Here is a 20,518-nt window from a genome sequence, read left to right on the forward strand (position 1 = left end):
ATTTTTAATTTTGTTCGAAAATGGATATTTTATTACTGAAATCATTGAGATGGGTAAAAGTTCCAATCAAGTTTTTTAAAATGATTGATAAGTTCAGCCATATCTTGAGGAGGAGGTGAGGAAAAAGACATAATTTCACCTTTAGCGGGATGCTCGAAAGTTAAGCTAACTGCATGAAGTGCTTGTCGGTTGAATTGATCAATAGCGTTTTTAATCGTCGAATTAAGTGTGTTCGCTTTTGTTTTAAAGGCATTTCCATAAACTGTGTCACCTACAAGTGGATGCCCGATATGGGCCATATGAACACGGATTTGATGTGTGCGTCCAGTTTCCAGGCGACATTCCAGAAGGCTGGCGAAGGGTTCTGCATCCGCACAGGTTTTATATTTTTCAAGTAAAGAAAAATGCGTAATAGCATGGCGAGCATGAACATTTTGGTGGCGGACAACAGTTTGCTTTATTCGGTTATGGGGGGAGCGGCCAAGGGGCACATCAATTGTTCCAATGTTGCGACGTGGAGCGTTCCAAATTAAAGCATGGTAGCGCCGATCTAATGCGCAAGTACGCCCATGGTCAGAAAATTGGGCACTGAGACTTTTATGAGCAAAGTCATTTTTAGCAACAACCATCACCCCGCTTGTGTTTTTGTCAAGACGGTGGACAATACCAGGGCGTTTAACACCACCAATACCAGATAAACTGTCACCACAATGATGAATAAGGGCATTAACCAATGTTCCAGTCCAATTTCCATTACCGGGATGGACAACAAGGCCAGCTGGTTTATTGATAACAATGACGTGATCATCTTCAAATAGGATGTCAAGTACAATAGCTTCACCTTCAAGATGTACGTTCTTGAGAGGAGGTATTATCAATTCAATCGTCTGGTTAGGTTGCAATTTTGTTTTTGGTTCTTTTATTAATTGACCATCAACTTTAAGGTAGCCTTCACGTATCAGAGTTTGCAAACGTGAACGCGATAACTCATTATGATATTTTTTAGCAAGCCATTGATCAATACGTTGCCCAAGAGCGCTTTCATCTGTTATTTGTTGTATCACCATACGGTCCTGTTTTTGAAGTTTTTTATAAGATTCTTTTACCAGTACGAAATTGCTTTGGTGTCCAGAAATTCTTCAATTCCCCATCTTCCACCTTCACGGGCACGTCCGGAAAATTTTACTCCTCCAAAATAACTACCATTTGGTAAGTTATGTCCATTAATTTCCACCATGCCAGAACGCAATTGTGCAGCGATACGCTGACATTTAGCTTGATCTTGCGATTGTATATAATTTGTGAGTCCATATTCTGTGTCATTGGCCAAGGCTACAGCCTCATCTTCTGTATTAAAGGGAAGGATCGAAAGGACTGGACCAAATATTTCTTCTCGGAAAATGCGCATGTCAGATTTAACATCAGCAAAAACTGTTGGGCGTACATAATAACCGCGTGTCATTCCTATGGGCAAGCCAATTCCACCTGCGACAAGAGTTGCACCTTCATCAATTCCAGATTGAATAAGGGCTTGGATTTTATCATATTGCTGTTTTGAGACTACAGGGCCAATATGATCTCCTACTTTGTGGTTTGGGGCTACTGTGGTTGTTTCCGCAATATGCTGTGCTGTTTTTACAGCTTCATTATAGATTGAATGTTCCACAAGCATGCGCGTTGGTGCATTGCAGCTCTGCCCACTATTGTAAAAACAGTGCCGTACACCGCGTTGAACGGCATCTATATCGGCGTCGGCAAAGATGATATTGGCTCCTTTACCTCCAAGTTCTAGACAGACCCTCTTTAAAGTATCACTAGCGTTTTTAGAAATAATTTTTCCTACTCTGGTTGAACCGGTAAAACTAATCATTGCTACATCTGGATGAGAAGATAAATAAGAGCCTACGTTATCTCCATCGCCATTGATGAGATTAAAAACACCGGCAGGTAGAGCAGCTTCATCTAAAATTTCAGCAAAGAGCATGGCTGAAAGAGGAGCAATTTCAGAGGGTTTTAAAACCATAGTGCAACCAGCCAATAATGCGGGGATAACTTTAAGGGTTATTTGATGTATGGGCCAATTCCATGGAGTGATCAATCCTACAACACCGATAGAATCATATTGAAGGATTGCGTTATTGTTTCCTTCTATTAAAGCTTTTTGGAATAAGAATTCTTCAAAAGCTTTAATGAAATCGCGAATATTATCACTACCAGCTGCAGTTTGCGCATTGCGTGCCATATCGATAGGCGCACCCATTTCCATTGAAATGGCTTTAGCCATATCTTCAGAGCGTTTTTCATAGATTTCTAAAATTTTTTTAACAAAGGAAAGACGTTGACTTGGTGTGGTTGTTTTCCAGTTTTGAAAAGCCTTTTTAGCGGCTACAATCGCTTTATCTGTATCTTGGATACTGTTAATATTGATAATAGCGCAAGCTTCTTCTGTTGAGGGGTCAATGACATACAGATCATTGGGAGTACTTGGATCATTCCAGAGGCCATTAATATAAAATTTTCGTTTATTTAACATGGCTTGCTTCCTATTTTTTCGTTTTTAAATTGTATACTACTAGATTTTTATAACAAGAGTATTTTGCTTAAGTATGCGTGAACGTTGATTATTATATTGCAAGTGTGCACTAAGCGTATTGAGATGGTGGGGTTTTGCCAAATTGAAAAAAGGTAATAATTATTTTTATATAATTTTATAAAATAGTGTTTGCATTAATAGAGCAGTTGGTTTGACATATTGTTCATAGAGTATGTTTTATGAAAAGTTTTCAGTATTGAAAGTTTATGAGGAAATAAAATCAAGCTCTTCTTATTAGATGGATTTCTGAAGTTTTTAGATGCATTTAAATTTTTCTTAATAAAAATACAATTAATGATGCTTATTTTTCGTTTAAAATTGGCTGATGACAAAAGGTTATTAACCTTCATAGTGTATCATTTGCGCATTCTTTTTTGAAAGATCATTCTCGTTACTATAATTTTGTTGGATATTATGCGTAATTTAAAAACTATATCTATGTCTACGTCTTGTTTGGTTGATAAGGATGCAGAAAATGCATCAGAACAAAACTCATCTGGCAGTTCTGATAAGATGTTTTCTTATCCGACAGTGTGGAAAAAGGCATTTACTCTTGAACAGAATGTGCGTTTCACTCGAACTCCAGAAGTTGAAATTTTGCGTCGTCGTATAGAAGAAAATCCAATTTTTGCAAAGCGATTTGAAACTTTTGCAAAGCAAGAACCGCAAAAATTAACGGATGTTGCAGAATTTAAAATGCAACCTCAATTGACAGAAGAGGTATTTCATTCTCAATCACTTGAAAATAAAGTATCACTTTATTGTTCAACAACTCTTGGACAATCAGTGCAACAGACTGTTAATACACCGATCGAAAAAAATACAATTGAAAATACCTTGCAGGTAGAGAGCGTAGCGCAAGAAACAAAACCTATTTCTTATCTTTCTGATGATGCATTTTTTGAGTGTGAGCCCTTTTTACTAGAGCAAGTCAATGTTAAAATTTCACAAGAAGAAGATGCATCTGTTAATTTAGAAAATAATAAGGCTTTGTTGGGAAAGACTTCTTCTTTTGATGAATCAGTTTCTACTTTTTACCGTGTGCTTGAATGTCATTTCCCGCAATCTTGTAATATGACTGTATCAGAAGTTTCAGAAAATGATGTTCAGGGTAATGAGGGAACTTCTGATTTAAATTATACTAACGATGAAATTGTTAGAGAGGTTCAAATACAGAGCACTGAACCTGTTTTCGGAAAAAATGAAGAGATTGAAAAGGTTCAAGAACTGTCTGTTGTTGAAACACCTAATCATGAGATAAGCGACGTGATAGACACTGACACTGCAGTAGGCGATGATCCCCATAACATTGCTAATTGTATAACAACTGATGTGACAAAAAGTGTGGAAGATCTTTCTGTAACAAAAGCAGTAGGAAGTACAATGGAAACCACAGATATGTCGTTTAGCAATCATACTTCTGCTTTTATACCAAGCTCTCAATCTGTTAACAGTAGTATTTATGAATTACCTCCGATTGAATTATTACAAGAGCCTGTTTTTCAGGATGATACAGCGATTTCTCAAGAAATGCTGGAGCGCAGTTCTGGACTTTTAGAAAGCGTTTTGGAAGATTTTGGTATTAAAGGCGAAATTATTCATGTTCGCTCAGGACCGGTGGTAACAATGTATGAATTTGAGCCCGCTGCTGGGGTGAAATCATCGCGAGTTATAGGTCTTTCTGATGATATTGCTCGTTCTATGTCTGCCATGTCTGCACGTGTTGCTGTGATTCCTGGGCGCAATGTTATTGGAATTGAATTGCCAAATGCAGTACGTGAAACTGTTTATTTGCGTGAATTAGTTCAGTCGAGCACTTTTCGCGATAGTGAATTTAAATTAGCTCTTGCTTTGGGGAAGGGAATTAATGGTGATCCTGTAATTGCAGAATTAGCAAAAATGCCTCATTTATTGATTGCAGGCACGACAGGGTCGGGTAAATCTGTTGCTATTAATACAATGATTTTATCGATTCTTTATCGAATGACACCAGAGCAATGCCGTTTAATTATGGTTGACCCTAAGATGTTAGAGCTTTCTATCTATGATGGCATTCCCCATCTTCTAACACCTGTAGTAACTGATCCAAAGAAAGCTGTAACAGCTTTAAAATGGGCTGTTCGTGAAATGGAAGAACGTTACCGCAAAATGGCGAAACTAGGTGTGCGTAATATTGATGGCTTTAATGCACGAGTTGCGCTTGCGGTCGAAAAAGGTGAGACAATTATGTGCACCGTTCAGTCCGGTTTTGACAGAGAAAGCGGTGAAATACTTTATCGTGAAGAAGAGATGGATTTAACACAATTGCCTTATATTGTTATTATTGTCGATGAAATGGCGGATCTCATGATGGTTGCTGGTAAAGAGATTGAGAGCGTCATTCAACGTTTAGCACAAATGGCGCGTGCTGCAGGTATTCATCTTATTATGGCAACACAGCGTCCTTCTGTTGACGTGATTACTGGCACGATTAAGGCAAATTTCCCTACACGTATTTCTTTTCAGATAACTTCAAAAATTGATAGTCGTACAATTTTGGGAGAACAAGGTGCTGAAACACTTTTAGGTCAAGGAGATATGCTTCATATGGTTGGTGGAGGACGCATTGAGCGTGTTCACGGGCCTTTTGTTTCTGATGAAGAAGTTGAATCTGTGGTTGCACATCTTAAAGTACAAGGAACACCTGATTATTTAGCGACAGTAACAGATAGTGAACACGATGATGATAAGATGGAAGATGCTCATTCGGTTGCTGAAATTATTGCTGCAGGAAGCTCTAGTGAGGACGGTGAAGAACTTTATATGCAAGCTGTTAAGGTTGTGATGCGTGATAGAAAATGTTCAACATCCTATATCCAACGTCGACTTGCAATTGGTTATAATAAAGCTGCTTCTCTTGTTGAAAGAATGGAACAAGAAGGTATTGTTGGAGCTGCCAATCACGTGGGAAAACGTGAGATTTTACTCAATGGGCGCAATGATCAAGATGGCTTTAAGAGTACATAACGAAAGTAATTTTAAAAAATAAAAACTTGATTTTATTTCATAAGGGCGGACATTATTTCCGCTCTTATTTTTTGTCGCGAAATATTAAAAAGAATTTATACAGAAAGACAAAATAGAAATGCTATCTTATATTTACGATTATTAGTAGGTAGTGCAGGTGAATAGAAAAGAGGTTGAAAATGTCTTTAGCATTTTTAGATTATCTAAAATGTAAAGAAATTAAACAAGCCTTTATAAAAGGAAAGGTAGCTTTTGTCTTATCCTTCGATGGTAGAAATATTCTTTGGTTAAATGGTGCTGCAGCGTGTTTTTTTGGTCTTTCTTCTGTTGCCGATGCAATTAAACAGCAGTCTTTTTTTGATGAAGAACTGCGTCGCCAAATATTAAAGAATGCTCAATATACACGCTCTATCACGTTGCGTGGTTTAAAACGCTGTGCTGAATTTTCTATAGCTTCTATTGATATTACTGGTTTAGGTAAAGCATTTTTACTTGAAGCTTTGCTAGAAGAGAATGTCTCTCTTATTACTGGTTTGGATGATGCAACAATTTCTGCTGCAATCATTGATCAACATGCAACTGTGTTGGAGGCTTCTTCTCATTTTAATTTTGTTGATGAAACAATTAAAATTCTACTCCAAACGATTGATGATGATCTTCCAGTGAAAACTGTTTTACCTATAGCAGGTGTTAATACACAAGTCGGTGTGATCCGCTTAGGAGTAAAGCCAACAAGTTTTTTAGTGTTATATGCACAATTGAATGAGGATGAATTGGATAGAGGTCAGGGGTCTTTTAGTTTTAAGCCACATCTTTTACCACGGCGTTTTATCTGGAAAATGGATGCAGATGGCTATTTTTGTGAAGTTTCAAAAGAGTTAGCTGAAACTGTCGGCCCTATATCTTCCCGTATTATAGGATCTGATTGTCATAAACTTGCTGATCAATTTAATGATGAAGGATATCGGTCATTAAGTAGTTTTATTGAAGCTGCTATACCTTGGAGAGAGCAGAAAGTTCAGTGGCCTGTTGATGATTGTCTAGAACGGGTTGATGTTGAATTGTCCGCTGTTCCAGTTTTTGATACCAACCGTCAGCTTAAGGGATACCATGGTTTTGGGGTTTTAAAGGCGCAAGAAAAAATACAAAATAAAAGTGATAAAAAGCCGGGTATAAAAACATCTGGTCTTTCAGAGATAGAGCGCTCAGCTTTTCATGAAATTGCAGAACGATTGCGCGGTGAATTACATTTGTCTTTAGGGCATGAAAATACAGCTAAGGAAACGCCAGTCCAGTTGCCATGTGCACAGACATTACCGGTAGATGTCATAAAACAGGCTTTAATCAAGGAACCTGAAGTAATTTTATCATTGTTGGATACAGTAACTGATGGCGTTTTGTGGCTTGATGGACAAGGCTGCGTTCAGTTCGCTAGTGACGCTGCTTTGGCATTGATTGGCTATGAAATGGATGAGTTACTGGCACAGCAGTTATCATCACTATTTACTTTTCAAAGCCGAGATTTGATTGAAGAATATTTTAAATTGATCCGTATGAAGGGAAAAAATCAAGTATTTAATCATGGTGAGACAGCTGATTTAATGACAAAAAATCATGAGAATATAAAGGTTTCTATAACAATTGTACCTTTGGCTCTACAAGACAATTATGTCGTTATGTTGCGTGATATGACAGAAATGACTTTATCGCCTTTAGATAAAATATCAGAAGAAAATAAAATGATTGAAGTTGTTCATGAAATGCGAACACCTTTGAATGCTCTTATTGGTTTTGCAGAAATTATGAAAGATGGCCGTTTTGGTTTAATAGAAAATGAGCGTTACCGTAGATATTTACGTGATATTGTCTCGTCTGGAAAACATATATTATCTCTGGTTAATCAATTATTAGAGCACTCTAAAGCAAATTATTCTAGCTTAAATAGCACAATTGATGCACCTCTTATGACACAAAAATTTGATGTAACAGCTTGTTTGCGTTCCAGTATAGCTTTTCTTGAAACGCAGGCGAATCATAATGGCATTATTATGCGTATTGTTTCACCGGCACGTGTGCCATTTATCGGTATATCGCAACAGATATTTCAACAGATTATATGGAATCTTCTTTCCAATGCCATCCGTTTTACGCCTTCAGGTGGACAAATTGTTATCCATGTTTCCTATGGAAAGAAAGAGCGAGTAAAGATTTCAATTAGTGATAATGGTCTTGGGATGAGTGATGAAGAGGTTGTGCGAGCTATGCAACCTTATGGTCAGGTAGAGCGCAAGGATGGCCAGTGTGGAGACAACATATTTGTCGGGACTGGTTTAGGGCTTCCAATATGTAAAACAATGGTGGAAGAGGTTGGTGGTCAGTTTTTGTTATTTTCAAAACCCAATCACGGAACAACTGTAGAGATGTTTTTTCCCATGCTTCGTGAGTAAAGCTATGGAATGGATTTAGTTTTTTGGGGTTAATAAATCTTTGATTTCTGTCAAGAGTTGTTCTTCAAGAGACATTTCTTTTAGCTTTTCCACTTCTTCTTTTTGCCGGCGCATTTTATTTAAGCCTTTGACAAACAAAAAAAGGATCCAAGCAATAATCAAAAAATTGATAAAAAGTGTCATAAAGTTTCCATAAGCAATGGTAGCACCTGCCTCCTTTGCAGCACTTAATGTGGCTTGTTTCTCTCCAGCGAGCTGAATAAACATGTTAGAAAAGTCAATGCCACCTGTGATAAAGCCGATGATTGGCATAAAAATGTCGTTAACAATTGAATTGATCAAGCCACTAAAAGCGCTACCTATAATCACACCAATAGCAAGATCAATCATATTTCCTTTTAAGGCAAATTCTTTGAATTCTTTAAGCATTGCATTTCCCTCCTCGCGTATACGATGTACAGCAATTTAACTATCGCTTTTGGTAAAAAAAGAAAGAGGGAGAAGCTTATTTTCTTGAAAAATTACATTTCAAATATCAGCATTCTTTTCTCATAGTATTGCAATGTATAAAAAGTGCTAATTAATGCTTCATTATATGATAGTATGCTTTTAAGGTTCAGATGAATGGAAAGCTTCTTGCTAAAAGGCTGTATATCCTCTTCTTTTCAATGATAAAGTGAGAAAATTTGATTGATGAAATCATTGCAGGAATTTTATGGAAAAGTTTTGAAAAAGAAGAGAATTTACAAGACTACCGTTTTCTCTGCGAGAAAATTGGTCAACTTTTTAATATATGAGTAGGTTATTAAAGGAAGTAGGAAAGCATTTTCGAAATAAGGATAATCTTTTAACCACTCGATGTTTTTAAATAAACTTAATTAGTTGTTTCTTCTCGTTATGAGAGTTAATTTCTTTATTTGTATAGTATATTTTATTGGTGTTTTTTATTTTGAGAAGTTTAAATGAGATGAAAAAGGTAGTTTTCATTTTATGGAGGGAGATTTTGTGAGTTTTTTTCATTGTATTGGTCGTTCTGTTTTATTTATGTTGGATCCAGAGCGTGCACATCGTTTAGCCATTGCTGGATTGAAAACGGGGTTAAGTGGGTATCAAAAAATTTTTGATGAGCGCTTGTGTGTAACTGTTGCAGGCCTTAAATTTAAGAATTTTGTTGGTCTTGCTGCAGGTTTTGATAAAAACGCAGAGGTTATAGATGCTGTTCTAGGCTTAGGATTTGGTTTTACTGAGATTGGTACAGTTACACCAAAACCGCAAATGGGAAATCCCAAGCCACGACTTTTCCGTTTGGTGGAAGATGAAGCTATTATTAATAGAATGGGCTTTAACAATGACGGACATCAGGCTGTTTATAAAAGGGTTTGCGTGCGTAAGCAGGGCGGTATTGTAGGGATCAATATTGGTGCTAATAAAGATACGGTCAATAAGATTGACGATTATATTGCGGGCATTACTTGCTTTTATGATGTAGCTGATTATTTCACGATTAATGTTTCTTCACCTAATACGCCAGGTTTGCGTGATTTGCAGGCACGTAGTAATTTGAATCTTTTAATGAAGGCTGTTTCACAAGCGCGCAATGAAAAAAAGAAAAACATGGTGTCTCTGTTCCGATTTTTTTAAAAATTGCGCCTGATTTAACGGAGCAAGAATTAGATGATATAGCTGAGGAAATGAAATTATCTGATTTTGATGGTTTAATTGTTTCCAATACCACTCTTTCACGTCAAGGTCTTAAGAATAGTACATTGATTAGCGAGGAGGGAGGGCTGTCAGGACGTCCACTATTTGAGCATTCCACCGTTGTACTTGCGAAAATGCGTAAAAGATTGGGTAAAGATATTGCAATCATTGGTGTTGGTGGTGTACGTAATGCACAAACAGCTTTGGAAAAAATCAAAGCCGGAGCAGATTTAGTCCAGCTCTATAGCGGAATGGTTTATGAGGGGCCAGAACTTGCCGTAACTATTATGAGAGATGTTTTGCAGATTATGCAGCAAGATGGTGTTGATACTATAAAAGCTTATCGCGATCATAATGTTGACAATTGGGCAAAACGTGCACTTCTTTTGTCATGAGGTTGTTGTATTTTCACAAAAAAATGTAAGATTCTTTTTAAGGGGCTTGCAAACTCTCTTGATCTTCCGTATGTCACACAGATAGAGGATAAATATTTTTTAGGCGGTTGTAGCTCAGTTGGTTAGAGCGCTGGTTTGTGGCACCAGAGGTCGTAGGTTCAAATCCCACCAACCGTACCATTTTTCCAACATATTTTAAGATAATGGGAAGCTTAAAAAGATCGCGAAGCTCATTTTATCTTGATAAAGGTTGTGATGTTTTGTAAAACAAATTAAGTTGATGCCAGTTTTGCACGGTGTTTGTGCATAAAATGATGCCATAAAAAGGGGGAGCTTTAATTGTTTTTTAAGTTTGTGTGTTATAGCTGTGAGAAATAGCGAGCCAATGAAACGCAAAGGTTATAAGCCTGTTTCTGATTTTCTAAAAAGTTTGCGTGGTGTAAATAATTGGGAACAAGTTTCGCAATGGCTTTCATTCCGAGATGTGGAAGATATTGAGTGTATCACACCCGATCAGGCGGGGGTGGCACGTGGCAAGATGATGCTTTCTAAGAAATTCACATCAGAGACATCTTTAGCATTGCCTTCAGCAGTTTTTATGACAACAATTTCAGGATCTTATCCTGAAGATGGAAATGGTTTTGAATATCCAAAAACAGATGGTGATTTACGTCTTGAGCCTGATCTTTCTACACTGAGTATTGTGCCATGGGAAGATGCACCTACAGCGCAGGTGATTTGTGATCTTGTATATCAAAATGGGCAGGCTGTTGATTATACACCACGTAATGTTTTGCGCACAGTAATTGATTTTTATACTCAAATGGGGTTGAAACCGATTGTTTCACCAGAAATTGAGTTTTATTTAGTGGAAAAGAACCCTGATCCTGATTACCCTTTGGTACCTCCAGTTGGTCGTTCTGGGCGTTCAATTGGTGGTGGGCAAGGCTATTCGATTGCGGGTGTTAATGAATTTGATGAGCTGATTGACGATATTTATCAGTTTTCAGAGGCACAAGGATTGGAAATTGATACTCTCATTCATGAAGAAGGAGCAGGTCAATTTGAAATTAATTTACGTCATGGTGACCCTATTGAATTAGCTGATCAGGTTTTTATGTTTAAACGAACAATTCGTGAAGCAGCACTTAAACATAATATGTATGCAACTTTTATGGCTAAACCTATTCAGGGACAACCAGGGTCTGCCATGCATATTCACCAATCTGTTATCGATCAAAAAACTGGAGACAATATTTTTACAGAGAAAGATGGTGGGGAAAGTATGCGTTTTCGCCACTTTATTGGTGGTTTGCAAAAGCATATGGCAGGAGTATTTGTTATGCTTGCTCCTTATGTTAATTCTTATCGGCGCCTTATGCCGTGTTTTTCTGCACCGGTTAATTTGCGGTGGGGGTACGATAATCGTACTACAGCGTTTCGTGTTCCACGTTCTGTTCCACAGGGACGACGCGTTGAGAATAGGCTTCCTTCATCAGATGCCAATCCTTATTTAGCACTTGCTGCTTCTTTAGCTTGTGGTCTTATTGGTTTGCAGAACAAGCTTGAACCAGATGAGCCGGCAGAAAAGACTGTAAATGCTGATAATATTGAATTACCGCGTGGGTTAATTGAGGCGGTCAATTTATTTGAACAAGATAAAGCATTACGTGCTATTTTAGGAGATGCATTTGTAAGTACTTATGCTGCTATTAAACGACAAGAATTTGAAACTTTTATGCAAGTGATTAGCCCGTGGGAGCGTGAATATCTCCTGCTTAATGTTTAAATATTATCACTATGATTAATTCTCATCAAATTTCTCCAGGAGTTTCTTGGTATGAGGATACGTTGGAAGAGCGTCCTTCTTATCCGTTGTTTGTTGGTGAACAGATACAGTGCGATGTAGTTATTGTTGGAGGCGGATTTACAGGGCTTTCAGCTGCTTATCATTTAGCTAAGGCTGGAATGAGTGTTGTTTTGTTTGAAGCTTCATGTTTTGGCGATGGCGCTTCGGGGCGCAATGGTGGGCAATTGGGGACAGGTCAACGACAATGGGTAGAAACACTAGAGAACAAGTATGGTTTTGAACGAAGTAAAATATTATTTGATTTAGCTGAAGAGGCCAAAAGAGATATTTTATCTTGGTGCACCATGCCTGATTGTAATATCGACTTTATAGCAGGCCAACTTTCCGTTACCCATAAAAAACGTGAGATCAGATCTTATCAACAGCATGTTGAGGCTATGCAGCGTTATGGTTATCGTGGTCTTATTTTTATGGATAAGGCTGAAACAGATGAACGGCTTGGTTCGTCTTTTTATCATGGTGGTATTTATGATGTAGATACTGGCCATATCAATCCATTAAAGTTAATTGTTTGGTTGGCAAAAAAAGCAAAGAAAGTTGGTGCTAAACTTTATGAGAAGACTCAAGTAAAAGCGATAGAGCGCAGCAATAACCAGTGCGTAGTGGTGACAGAACGAGGCAATATAAAGGCTGAGAATATATTATTGGCGACCAATGCATATAATCTTGGGCTGCAGGATTTTGTGCAGAAACATATTTTTTCTATTCGCTCTTATATTGGAGCAACTGAACCATTATCAGAGTGTAGTCGGATTCTTCCTGGAAGAGAAGCGGTAGATGATTCCCGTTTTATGGTTCGTTATTTTCGAAAAAGTATCGACAATCGTTTATTATTTGGTGGGGTGGAAAGTTATAGTAACCAGTATCCAGTTGATTTAGATGAGCGTATACGTCGGCAAATTGTTGAAATTTATCCACACCTTCAGTCTATAAATTTGACTCATCGTTGGGGAGCAACAGTAGCAATTACGTTTGAGCGTATGCCTTATGTTCGCCAACTTATGCCAGGTGTTACTTATTGTGGAGGATATTCAGGGCACGGGGTTATGCTTGCTCCCTTTATAGGAAAATTATATGCTGAATGGTTATCTGGAAAACGTGAACGTTTTAAGTATTTTCAGGATTTAAAGATTTCATCCTTTCCGGGTGGTAAGATTTTTCGTTACCCGCTTATATTTTTAGCAATGAACTACTTTTCTTTGATGGACCATTTTTAATCAGTTACCATTTGAAATGAAGAAAATTAATGGCTTATTTAATATCTGTCTATTGTAATGGTAAAAGCTTTTGTAAATTTTGTAAGCTTGTATAACTGAGCGGAAAAATAGATAAGTTCGTAATAGTTAGTGAAATTATTCCAATATCTTTTTCTGATTGTGTTTAATGGTAGTGGTAATTTGACGGAACGAAAATTGCTCTTGTTTTTATCATTGTTAATATGTGAGGCAATTTAGTGAGCCAACATTTGTATTATAAAAGTTTTAAAGTTTCTTCTGAGTAATGAAGAATGGTGCAGTTTTTCATTCTTTTTCTTGAAAAGCATATTTGTTACATAGTTTTCAATCAGGCTAAATTTGATCACTTTCTTATGTAGTTACCCTTTATATTTCTACTGAGATTATATTGTCCTGAGAGGACAGAAAAATTTTACTCTGTTGTTATCGAAAGATGCGGTTGATATTTAAATTTTTTATTTGGTAGTTAGTTTATCACTTTTTGGTATCTCGTAATTAGATTGGGATAGAATGGTTTAGTAGCGTAGCTACACGTGAGTTGTTATTTATGAAAATCAATTGTCCGTAATTAAAAAATGGCAATTGAATTAAAGATACATTTGCGTAGGTATTTGATGAAAGGCAGATTTTTTGCATTAATCATTATCTGAAAAAGGAAATAGCGCAAATCAAGAAATACCTATTGTGATAGCAGAATGAGAACACAAAACACAGAGAATTTACGTGCATGTGATAAAAGTAAAAGTGCAAGAAATCTTAAAATTTTGGTATAGGTAATTTATGTGCTTGAGCAGCAGCTTTAAGCGTATTGACCATAAGCATGGCAATTGTCATAGGACCAACACCTCCTGGTACAGGAGTAATAGCAGCAGCTTTTTCTTTAACTTCTTCAAAATCTACATCACCAACAAGACGGGTTTTATTAGTACCTTTTTCTGAAGCTTCAATCCGGTTAATACCAACATCAATAACAATAGCTCCCTGCTTTACCCAATCTTTCTTAATGATATGTGGGCGACCAACAGCTACAACTAAAATATCAGCACTACGACACACTTCGTCAAGATCACGGGTGCGACTGTGGGCAATTGTTACGGTAGCATTGGCTGCCATCAATAAGGCTGCCATAGGTTTGCCAACAATATTAGAACGCCCAACGATGACCGCATCAAGACCTGATAAATCTCGCCCACATTGTTGTTCGATTATCATCATAACACCAGCAGGTGTGCAGGGAATGATAGTATCTTCAAGTATATTTGCTGCAAGTTTTCCTATATTGATATAGTGAAAACCATCAACATCTTTCTGGACGGCGATAGCTTGTGTTATTTTGTTCGTATTGATATGAGCAGGGAGGGGGAGTTGCACTAAAATCCCGTGGATTTTAGGATCGGAATTTAATGTTTCAATGAGTTGCAGGAGTTCTTCTTCTTTCGTATCTTGGGGAATTGTATGCTTAATTGAAAGGAAACCACATTCTTCAGCTTTTTTACTTTTTGAGGTAACATAAACCTGACTTGCAGGATCATCTCCAACAATGATAACGGCTATCCCAGGTTGTATTTTATGATTGTTATGAAGTTTTTTTGTTTCTTTCTTGACTTTATTAATGATGTTTTCGGCAAGCTTTTTTCCGTCAATAATATTGTCCATGAGAAGAATCCTTTCAGATAGGGATATTCATTTTTTAAAGTATTTGCTGATAGTAAAAAGAGTTTTATGGCACTATTTGAATAACCATAATTTACATGGTTTGCCTATCTTTTTCTTTTGGAGAGTAGTGGAAAATAGTTGCCTTATAAAGAGAGAGTAACATTGTTGTTTCAATAAAATTTGAATAAAAATAAAGGTAATTGAGTTATTAAATAGATATAGCAGATTATAGGATTATCAAAACCATTTTTTAATGATCATTTAGTTTCATTTTAATCTATTATAAGGTAAAAAATATAGAGGAAATTGTGCTCATCAGAATAATAAAATTTTTGAGTGGGGTTTTTGTAGCAGTTGTTTTTTTGCTTGGAACTTCTGTTATCGTTTTACCTTATCTTGTATCAACAGACGCGATTCGTGTTCGAATGGCACAGGATTTAAGCGCGTGGACAGGCTATAATGTTCAATTGCGTGAACCACCACGTTTGAAACTTTTTCCTTATCCAAAAGCATTTCTTTCAGGAATTACTTTAACATCCAAAATTGATGATGTTGCACCTTTAATGGAAGCAGAATCGATAGAAGTAGATCTTTCTTTAATTGATCTTCTTAGAGGATGTGTTTCTTTTTCAGAAACACGAATTGTGCATCCACAATTTGTTATGGAAAAACCTTTTAAAACAGTGTCTGATTTTTTTAATACGCTTTCACGGTCGCAAGGTACTTTGGGGTTAGCAGTACGTAATGCTCGTGAAATTGTTAAGCTCAATCCTGATCAACCAGATATAGAGAGCCTTTTAAACCAACCTTTTGGACGTATTGTTATCGAAAATGGTGTTCTTATTTATCGTGATAGTGTTTCTGATGTGACAGAAAAAATAACAGGACTGAATGCAACTATCGATTGGTCAGAATCGACACAAGCAGCGCGGTTTCGCGCAAATGCTCGTTGGCATGGAGAGTTAACGGAATTATTAATTAATGCTGATCAAGCTTTATTGCTTTTAGCAGGGGGCCAAAGCTCGCTTAGAGTGAGCTTCAATTCTTTGCGCGGTGGTATAACGTTTACGGGGAAAGCACGATTATCTGAATATTACATTTTTGACGGAAAAGTATCGATGCGTTCTCCTGGCTGGAATCAAACATTAGCTTGGATTGGTGGAAATCAGTTTTGGGGAGGAAGATTAAAGCTACCTATTGTATGGGAATCTCATTTTTTAGCACAGCCAAAACGTATCGAAATGAATAATATTACATTTAATATGGGTGCTGCAAATGCGCGTGGAGCTTTGGAATTTGATTTTCAAGACCGTGTTCCTAACATAATTGGATCTTTAGCTTTTGATGGTATGAGCCTTAATATATTGGAGTCTATATTTTCACCACTTGGTGAGGAAAATAAATTTTTTGATACGGCAATTTTTGATCGTATCGGATTAGATGTGCGAATTTCAGCACCCCAAGCAAAAATAGGTAAAATTGCACTTACAAATTTGGCAGCAACAATGCAAATTAAAAATGGGCATGGGATTTTTGATCTTGGAAATGCAAATATTTTTGGTGGATCTATTCAGAGTAATGTCCAAATTGTACCAGATGGTAAAAAGGCGCGTTTTGAAGGGCGCATTTCGGGGACTTCTGTTGATGCGCAAACTTTTTCAGAGGCTTTAGGACTAACTCCATCTATACAAGCTAAAACCGACTTCATTGTAACAATACAAATGCTTGTTAGTAGTTGGTCAGAAGTCCTTGAGAAAATGCAGGGACAATTAACAGTGAATATGCCTTCTGGCCGATTGTTGAGATACGATTTAAATGAATTGCAGCACAAGCTTTCAGAGAATGAACAGTTTTTTTTAATAAATAACCACGCGGTTTCAACACCTTTTGAGCGTTTAAATATTAAAGCAAAATTTTCTGATGGCATGGTGACGGAGATAGAATCATTAATGCATACGGTAGATTGGAATTTGTCTATTGGTGGTTTAATTGCAGTGCCTATTACCAAGAAAAAGCAGGAAGATTTTATATTGCAAGGACGGTTACAGAAAAATAATCGTTCAGATACTTTATGCAAAGATGTTCAGTGTCTTACTAATAGCCTTGTGCGGCCTTTTAGTTTTTCATTTAGCTCTACGGAGCAGTCTCTAGGGCAATTTTTTGTTAAGAAAAATATCGATGAGAATTAAATCTTTGTTTTTCATTGTTGATTTTGATTTTAGAAAATCACTCGAAAAATATTGTTTTAGAATGAAATTTAAAGACTACACTTGCAGGCTGTCTGTCTAACGCATTTGAGAGGAAATACCATAACCATCTGTGGCAATTATATGCTTTCCCTTTGTTCCAACTGAGCTAATCCCTATAGTGATCAGAATAACGGCTAAAATTGTAGCAATAGTAATAACAGTAGCTCTTTTAGCAGACATATCTTCCTCCAATCATAGGGCAAATCGTTGAGTGCAAGAGAGAGTATAGAGTATTTTGTGATCAATTTTTATGCGGACAGAATCATTTAACATTCTATTTGTTCCAATTATTATAAATAAAAGTAAATAATTCTACTACTCTTCAATATATTGTAGCTCTATGAGGCTGATTTTTCTTTTGATTGTACTTTTTGTTTTATCATCTTGACGATTGTAATTTGCTCTGTCACAAATTTTTTATGCGTGTGAATTATAAATTTCAAAGGTTGTTTATTCAGCAGCCACTTTCTTTGAACAGAGAAATAGAGATAGAAGGAGCTCAAGTTTCTTACCTTGTGCATGTTTTGCGCATGAAAGAGGGAGCTCAGATTTTGCTTTTTAACGGGCAAGATGGTGAATGGTTGGCCAAGATTACTGCTATTAAAAAAAGTTTGTAGTGGTTCAACTTATTCATCAAACAAGGCCTCAAACAACATGTTCAGATCTTATTTATTGTTTTGCTCCACTTAAACATGCGCGTTTAGATTATATGGTACAAAAGGTTGTAGAAATGGGGGTATCTATTTTACAGCCTGTTATAACACATCATACACAAGTTTCTCGTATCAATATGGCACGTATAAAGGCTAATATTATTGAAGCGGCTGAACAATGTGGCATTTTATCTTTACCGGAATGCTTACCTGCTGTATCGTTAAAAACGCTTTTAGCGCATTGGGATAAGACACACTCTTTGTTTTTTTGTGATGAGTCGCATGAAATACAAAATCCATTACCTCTTTTAAAGAAGCATGGAACTGTTCCGCTTGGTGTTCTTATTGGGCCAGAAGGAGGATTTAGTGAAGAAGAACAGGTCCTTTTAAGAAAACATTCTTTTGTGATTTCTATATCATTAGGTCCACGTATTTTACGTGCTGATACTGCAGCTGTTGCGGCTTTGGCCCTTATTAATACTACAATAGAGGCTTGGTCAATCGATTAAGAAGCTTGCAATATCATTTAAAACAATTCATTTAAAATAGTGGAACTTATTGATAAGGTAAAATAATTTATGGCGCTTGATACAACTGATGAAAGTGAAATTCACAATTTAGATTCTCTAGTTGGTTATCTCCAAGAGGGTTGTAAAGCAGAAAATGACTGGTGTATTGGTACAGAGCATGAAAAATTTCCATTCTATATAAATGGTTTTCGTCCTGTTCCATATGAAGGTGCAAAAGGTATTCGTGCACTTTTAGAGGGGATGCAACAAGCTCTAGGGTGGAAAGCTATTTTAGATGAAGGAAATATTGTTGGGCTTGTAGAATCAGCGGGTCAAGGTGCAATTTCTTTAGAACCTGGTGGGCAGTTTGAACTATCTGGTGCACCATTGAAAACGGTTGGCCACACTTATTGTGAGCTGATGGAGCATTTGACTCTTCTCAAAAAAATTTCGGGACCATTAGGTATCGGTTTTTTAGGTATTGGGGCTAGTCCAAAATGGACTTTAGCTGAAACACCGCAAATGCCCAAATCACGTTATCAAATTATGACTAAATACATGCCAAAAGTTGGTCATAATGGTCTTGATATGATGTATAGAACAGCGACTATTCAAGTAAATCTTGATTTTTCATCTGAAACTGATATGCGGCGGAAAATGCAAGTGTCACTGAAGTTGCAATCCATTGCAACAGCATTATTTGCCAGTTCACCTTTTATTGAGGGGCGACCAAATGATTTGTTGTCGTGGCGTTCTCATGTTTGGTGTAATACTGATAATCAAAGAACAGGAATACTTCCTTTTATATTTTCCGAACGCTTTGGGTTTGCTGATTATGTTGAATGGGCACTTGATGTACCGATGTATTTTATTATACGCGATGGGCATTATCATGATTGTACACATATAACTTTTCGCCAATTTATGAATGGAGCATTGAAAGGGCAAATTGTAGATTCAACACCTAATATAGGAGATTGGGTAGATCACTTGTCGACTTTGTTTCCTGAAGTGCGTTTAAAACGCTTTTTAGAAATGAGAGGTGCTGATGGCGGGTCTTGGCAACATATCTGTGCATTATCTGCTTTTTGGGTTGGTCTTCTTTATGATAGCGAAGCACTTAATGAGGCAGAAGCTTTAACGAAAGATTGGTGTTTTGAAGAAGTTTTGGATATGCGTAGACGTGTTCCAAAAGAGGGACTACAAACGCCTTTTCGTCAAACGATAATTTTAGAATTAGCACGTCAGGCTATTGCGATTTCACGCAAGGGATTAAGAAATCGCAAGCAATATGATACTTGCGGTTATGATGAAGAAAGTTTTCTTAGTCCTTTAGAAGAAATGATTGCAGTGGGTCAAACGGATGCTGATAGGTTGTTATCTAAGTATCATTCTATTTGGGGCGGGTCTGTAGAACCAGTGTTTTTAGAATGTGCTTATTAGATTTTTGAAGTAGGAGAAAATTTTTGTGTCTTTGTGGTAAAAAAAACATACACGTGCTTTCTCTTGTCTATTCTTTAAGAATAGCTAAAATATTTGTAATTACGAAGCTCTCAATAATGGATGAGAATCGGTAATTATATTTAGGAACAGAGTAAAGTTTATTTAAAATAAAAAGAGAATTTTATTTACAGATTACCATTTAAGATTGGATATTTAATATCACGTAACTCTCTTGTTTGAGCTATTTTATAGCGCATAAACAAAAAATATATTATCGTGCAAAAACAGCTCGACCGTTACTAATGAGGCCTTCTCTTTGCGCGCGTTTACGAGCAAGTTTACGTGTACGACGAATAGCTTCAGCCTTTTCACGAGCCCGTTTTTCCGATGGTTTTTCATAATATCCACGCATCTTCATTTCACGAAAGATGCCTTCGCGCTGCATTTTCTTTTTTAGCGCACGCAATGCTTGATCAACATTATTATCACGAACGAGTACTTGCACAGTTTACCTTACTTTGTTTCAATGTTCTAAATAAATAGGCAAAAGCCCATCACCCTTTGAACAAAGTCAAAAGGATTATATTAGCAATGCGCATACCATATAAATAAGGTGGTTGTCTATATTGCTTTTCAAAAACTCTATTTTTTTTGCTACACGCAGTTTTTTGCAATGAACAATTGCACTTACAAATATGTGTTTATAAAAATTGCTAATTTCATTGTTTAAATCAAAAATCAAGATGAATTTTTCAGTGACA

Annotated in this window: 12 protein-coding genes, 1 tRNA gene and 2 pseudogenes; 9 read left to right on the forward strand and 6 right to left on the reverse strand. The window is 36.8% G+C overall.

The window, feature by feature from the left end:
• Positions 1 to 41 precede the first annotated feature (41 nt).
• Positions 42 to 1,067 carry an RluA family pseudouridine synthase gene (locus BscR1v2_RS01210; RefSeq protein ID WP_078689436.1) on the reverse strand — a complete coding sequence of 342 codons (1,026 nt, stop codon included), beginning with the start codon at positions 1,065 to 1,067 and terminating at the stop codon, positions 42 to 44.
• 35 nt (positions 1,068 to 1,102) lie between these two features.
• Positions 1,103 to 2,533, reverse strand: a complete 1,431-nt coding sequence (locus tag BscR1v2_RS01215; protein ID WP_078689437.1) for an aldehyde dehydrogenase family protein — start codon at positions 2,531 to 2,533, stop codon at positions 1,103 to 1,105.
• Between the two features lie 474 nt (positions 2,534 to 3,007).
• On the opposite strand from BscR1v2_RS01215, the gene BscR1v2_RS01220 reads away from it, so the two are divergent.
• Positions 3,008 to 5,599 (forward strand): DNA translocase FtsK, encoded by a 2,592-nt coding sequence (locus BscR1v2_RS01220; protein WP_078690289.1) that lies wholly within the window; start codon positions 3,008 to 3,010, stop codon positions 5,597 to 5,599.
• Between the two features lie 179 nt (positions 5,600 to 5,778).
• Complete coding sequence (locus BscR1v2_RS01225) at positions 5,779 to 8,046, forward strand: PAS domain-containing sensor histidine kinase (RefSeq protein ID WP_078689438.1); 2,268 nt, start codon at positions 5,779 to 5,781, stop codon at positions 8,044 to 8,046.
• A gap of 15 nt (positions 8,047 to 8,061) precedes the next feature.
• Here BscR1v2_RS01225 and mscL read toward each other — a convergent pair whose 3' ends face one another.
• Positions 8,062 to 8,475, reverse strand: a complete 414-nt coding sequence (gene mscL / locus BscR1v2_RS01230) for a large conductance mechanosensitive channel protein MscL (RefSeq protein ID WP_078689439.1) — start codon at positions 8,473 to 8,475, stop codon at positions 8,062 to 8,064.
• A gap of 576 nt (positions 8,476 to 9,051) precedes the next feature.
• On the opposite strand from mscL, the pseudogene BscR1v2_RS01235 reads away from it, so the two are divergent.
• The 4 genes and pseudogenes from BscR1v2_RS01235 to BscR1v2_RS01250 all read left to right on the forward strand — a co-directional run bounded on the left by BscR1v2_RS01235 (position 9,052) and on the right by BscR1v2_RS01250 (position 13,229).
• Positions 9,052 to 10,142 (forward strand): annotated as a pseudogene (locus BscR1v2_RS01235) (quinone-dependent dihydroorotate dehydrogenase).
• Positions 10,143 to 10,245: 103 nt separating this feature from the next.
• Positions 10,246 to 10,322: transfer RNA gene (locus BscR1v2_RS01240), tRNA-His, on the forward strand.
• A 205-nt stretch (positions 10,323 to 10,527) separates the two neighbouring features.
• On the forward strand, positions 10,528 to 11,931 hold the full coding sequence (locus BscR1v2_RS01245) for a glutamine synthetase family protein (RefSeq protein WP_418214938.1): 1,404 nt from the start codon (positions 10,528 to 10,530) through the stop codon (positions 11,929 to 11,931).
• 11 nt (positions 11,932 to 11,942) lie between these two features.
• Positions 11,943 to 13,229, forward strand: a complete 1,287-nt coding sequence (locus BscR1v2_RS01250; protein WP_078689440.1) for an NAD(P)/FAD-dependent oxidoreductase — start codon at positions 11,943 to 11,945, stop codon at positions 13,227 to 13,229.
• 774 nt (positions 13,230 to 14,003) lie between these two features.
• On the opposite strand, the gene folD is transcribed toward BscR1v2_RS01250, so the two are convergent.
• Positions 14,004 to 14,903, reverse strand: coding sequence for a bifunctional methylenetetrahydrofolate dehydrogenase/methenyltetrahydrofolate cyclohydrolase FolD (gene folD, locus BscR1v2_RS01255; RefSeq protein WP_078689441.1), 900 nt, complete (start codon positions 14,901 to 14,903; stop codon positions 14,004 to 14,006).
• Between the two features lie 308 nt (positions 14,904 to 15,211).
• Here folD and BscR1v2_RS01260 point away from each other — a divergent pair, with 308 nt between their 5' ends.
• The gene (locus tag BscR1v2_RS01260; RefSeq protein ID WP_078689442.1) at positions 15,212 to 17,092 is read left to right on the forward strand and encodes an AsmA family protein; all 1,881 of its coding nucleotides are present in this window, start codon (positions 15,212 to 15,214) and stop codon (positions 17,090 to 17,092) included.
• Positions 17,093 to 17,188: 96 nt separating this feature from the next.
• Here the strand turns inward: BscR1v2_RS01260 and BscR1v2_RS08110 are convergent, their stop codons facing one another.
• Positions 17,189 to 17,332: a hypothetical protein gene (locus tag BscR1v2_RS08110; RefSeq protein WP_194284948.1), complete on the reverse strand. Its 144-nt coding sequence runs from the start codon at positions 17,330 to 17,332 to the stop codon at positions 17,189 to 17,191.
• A gap of 239 nt (positions 17,333 to 17,571) precedes the next feature.
• Here BscR1v2_RS08110 and BscR1v2_RS01265 point away from each other — a divergent pair.
• Positions 17,572 to 18,314: pseudogene (locus tag BscR1v2_RS01265) on the forward strand (16S rRNA (uracil(1498)-N(3))-methyltransferase).
• A 69-nt stretch (positions 18,315 to 18,383) separates the two neighbouring features.
• Positions 18,384 to 19,757, forward strand: coding sequence for a glutamate--cysteine ligase (locus BscR1v2_RS01270; RefSeq protein WP_078689443.1), 1,374 nt, complete (start codon positions 18,384 to 18,386; stop codon positions 19,755 to 19,757).
• Between the two features lie 271 nt (positions 19,758 to 20,028).
• Here the strand turns inward: BscR1v2_RS01270 and rpsU are convergent, their stop codons facing one another.
• The gene (gene rpsU, locus BscR1v2_RS01275; RefSeq protein WP_010703388.1) at positions 20,029 to 20,262 is read right to left on the reverse strand and encodes a 30S ribosomal protein S21; all 234 of its coding nucleotides are present in this window, start codon (positions 20,260 to 20,262) and stop codon (positions 20,029 to 20,031) included.
• Between the last annotated feature and the right edge of the window lie 256 nt (positions 20,263 to 20,518).

Origin of the sequence: Bartonella schoenbuchensis R1, from assembly GCF_002022685.1 — a bacterium.
GTDB classification, from domain to species: Bacteria; Pseudomonadota; Alphaproteobacteria; order Rhizobiales; family Rhizobiaceae; genus Bartonella; species Bartonella schoenbuchensis.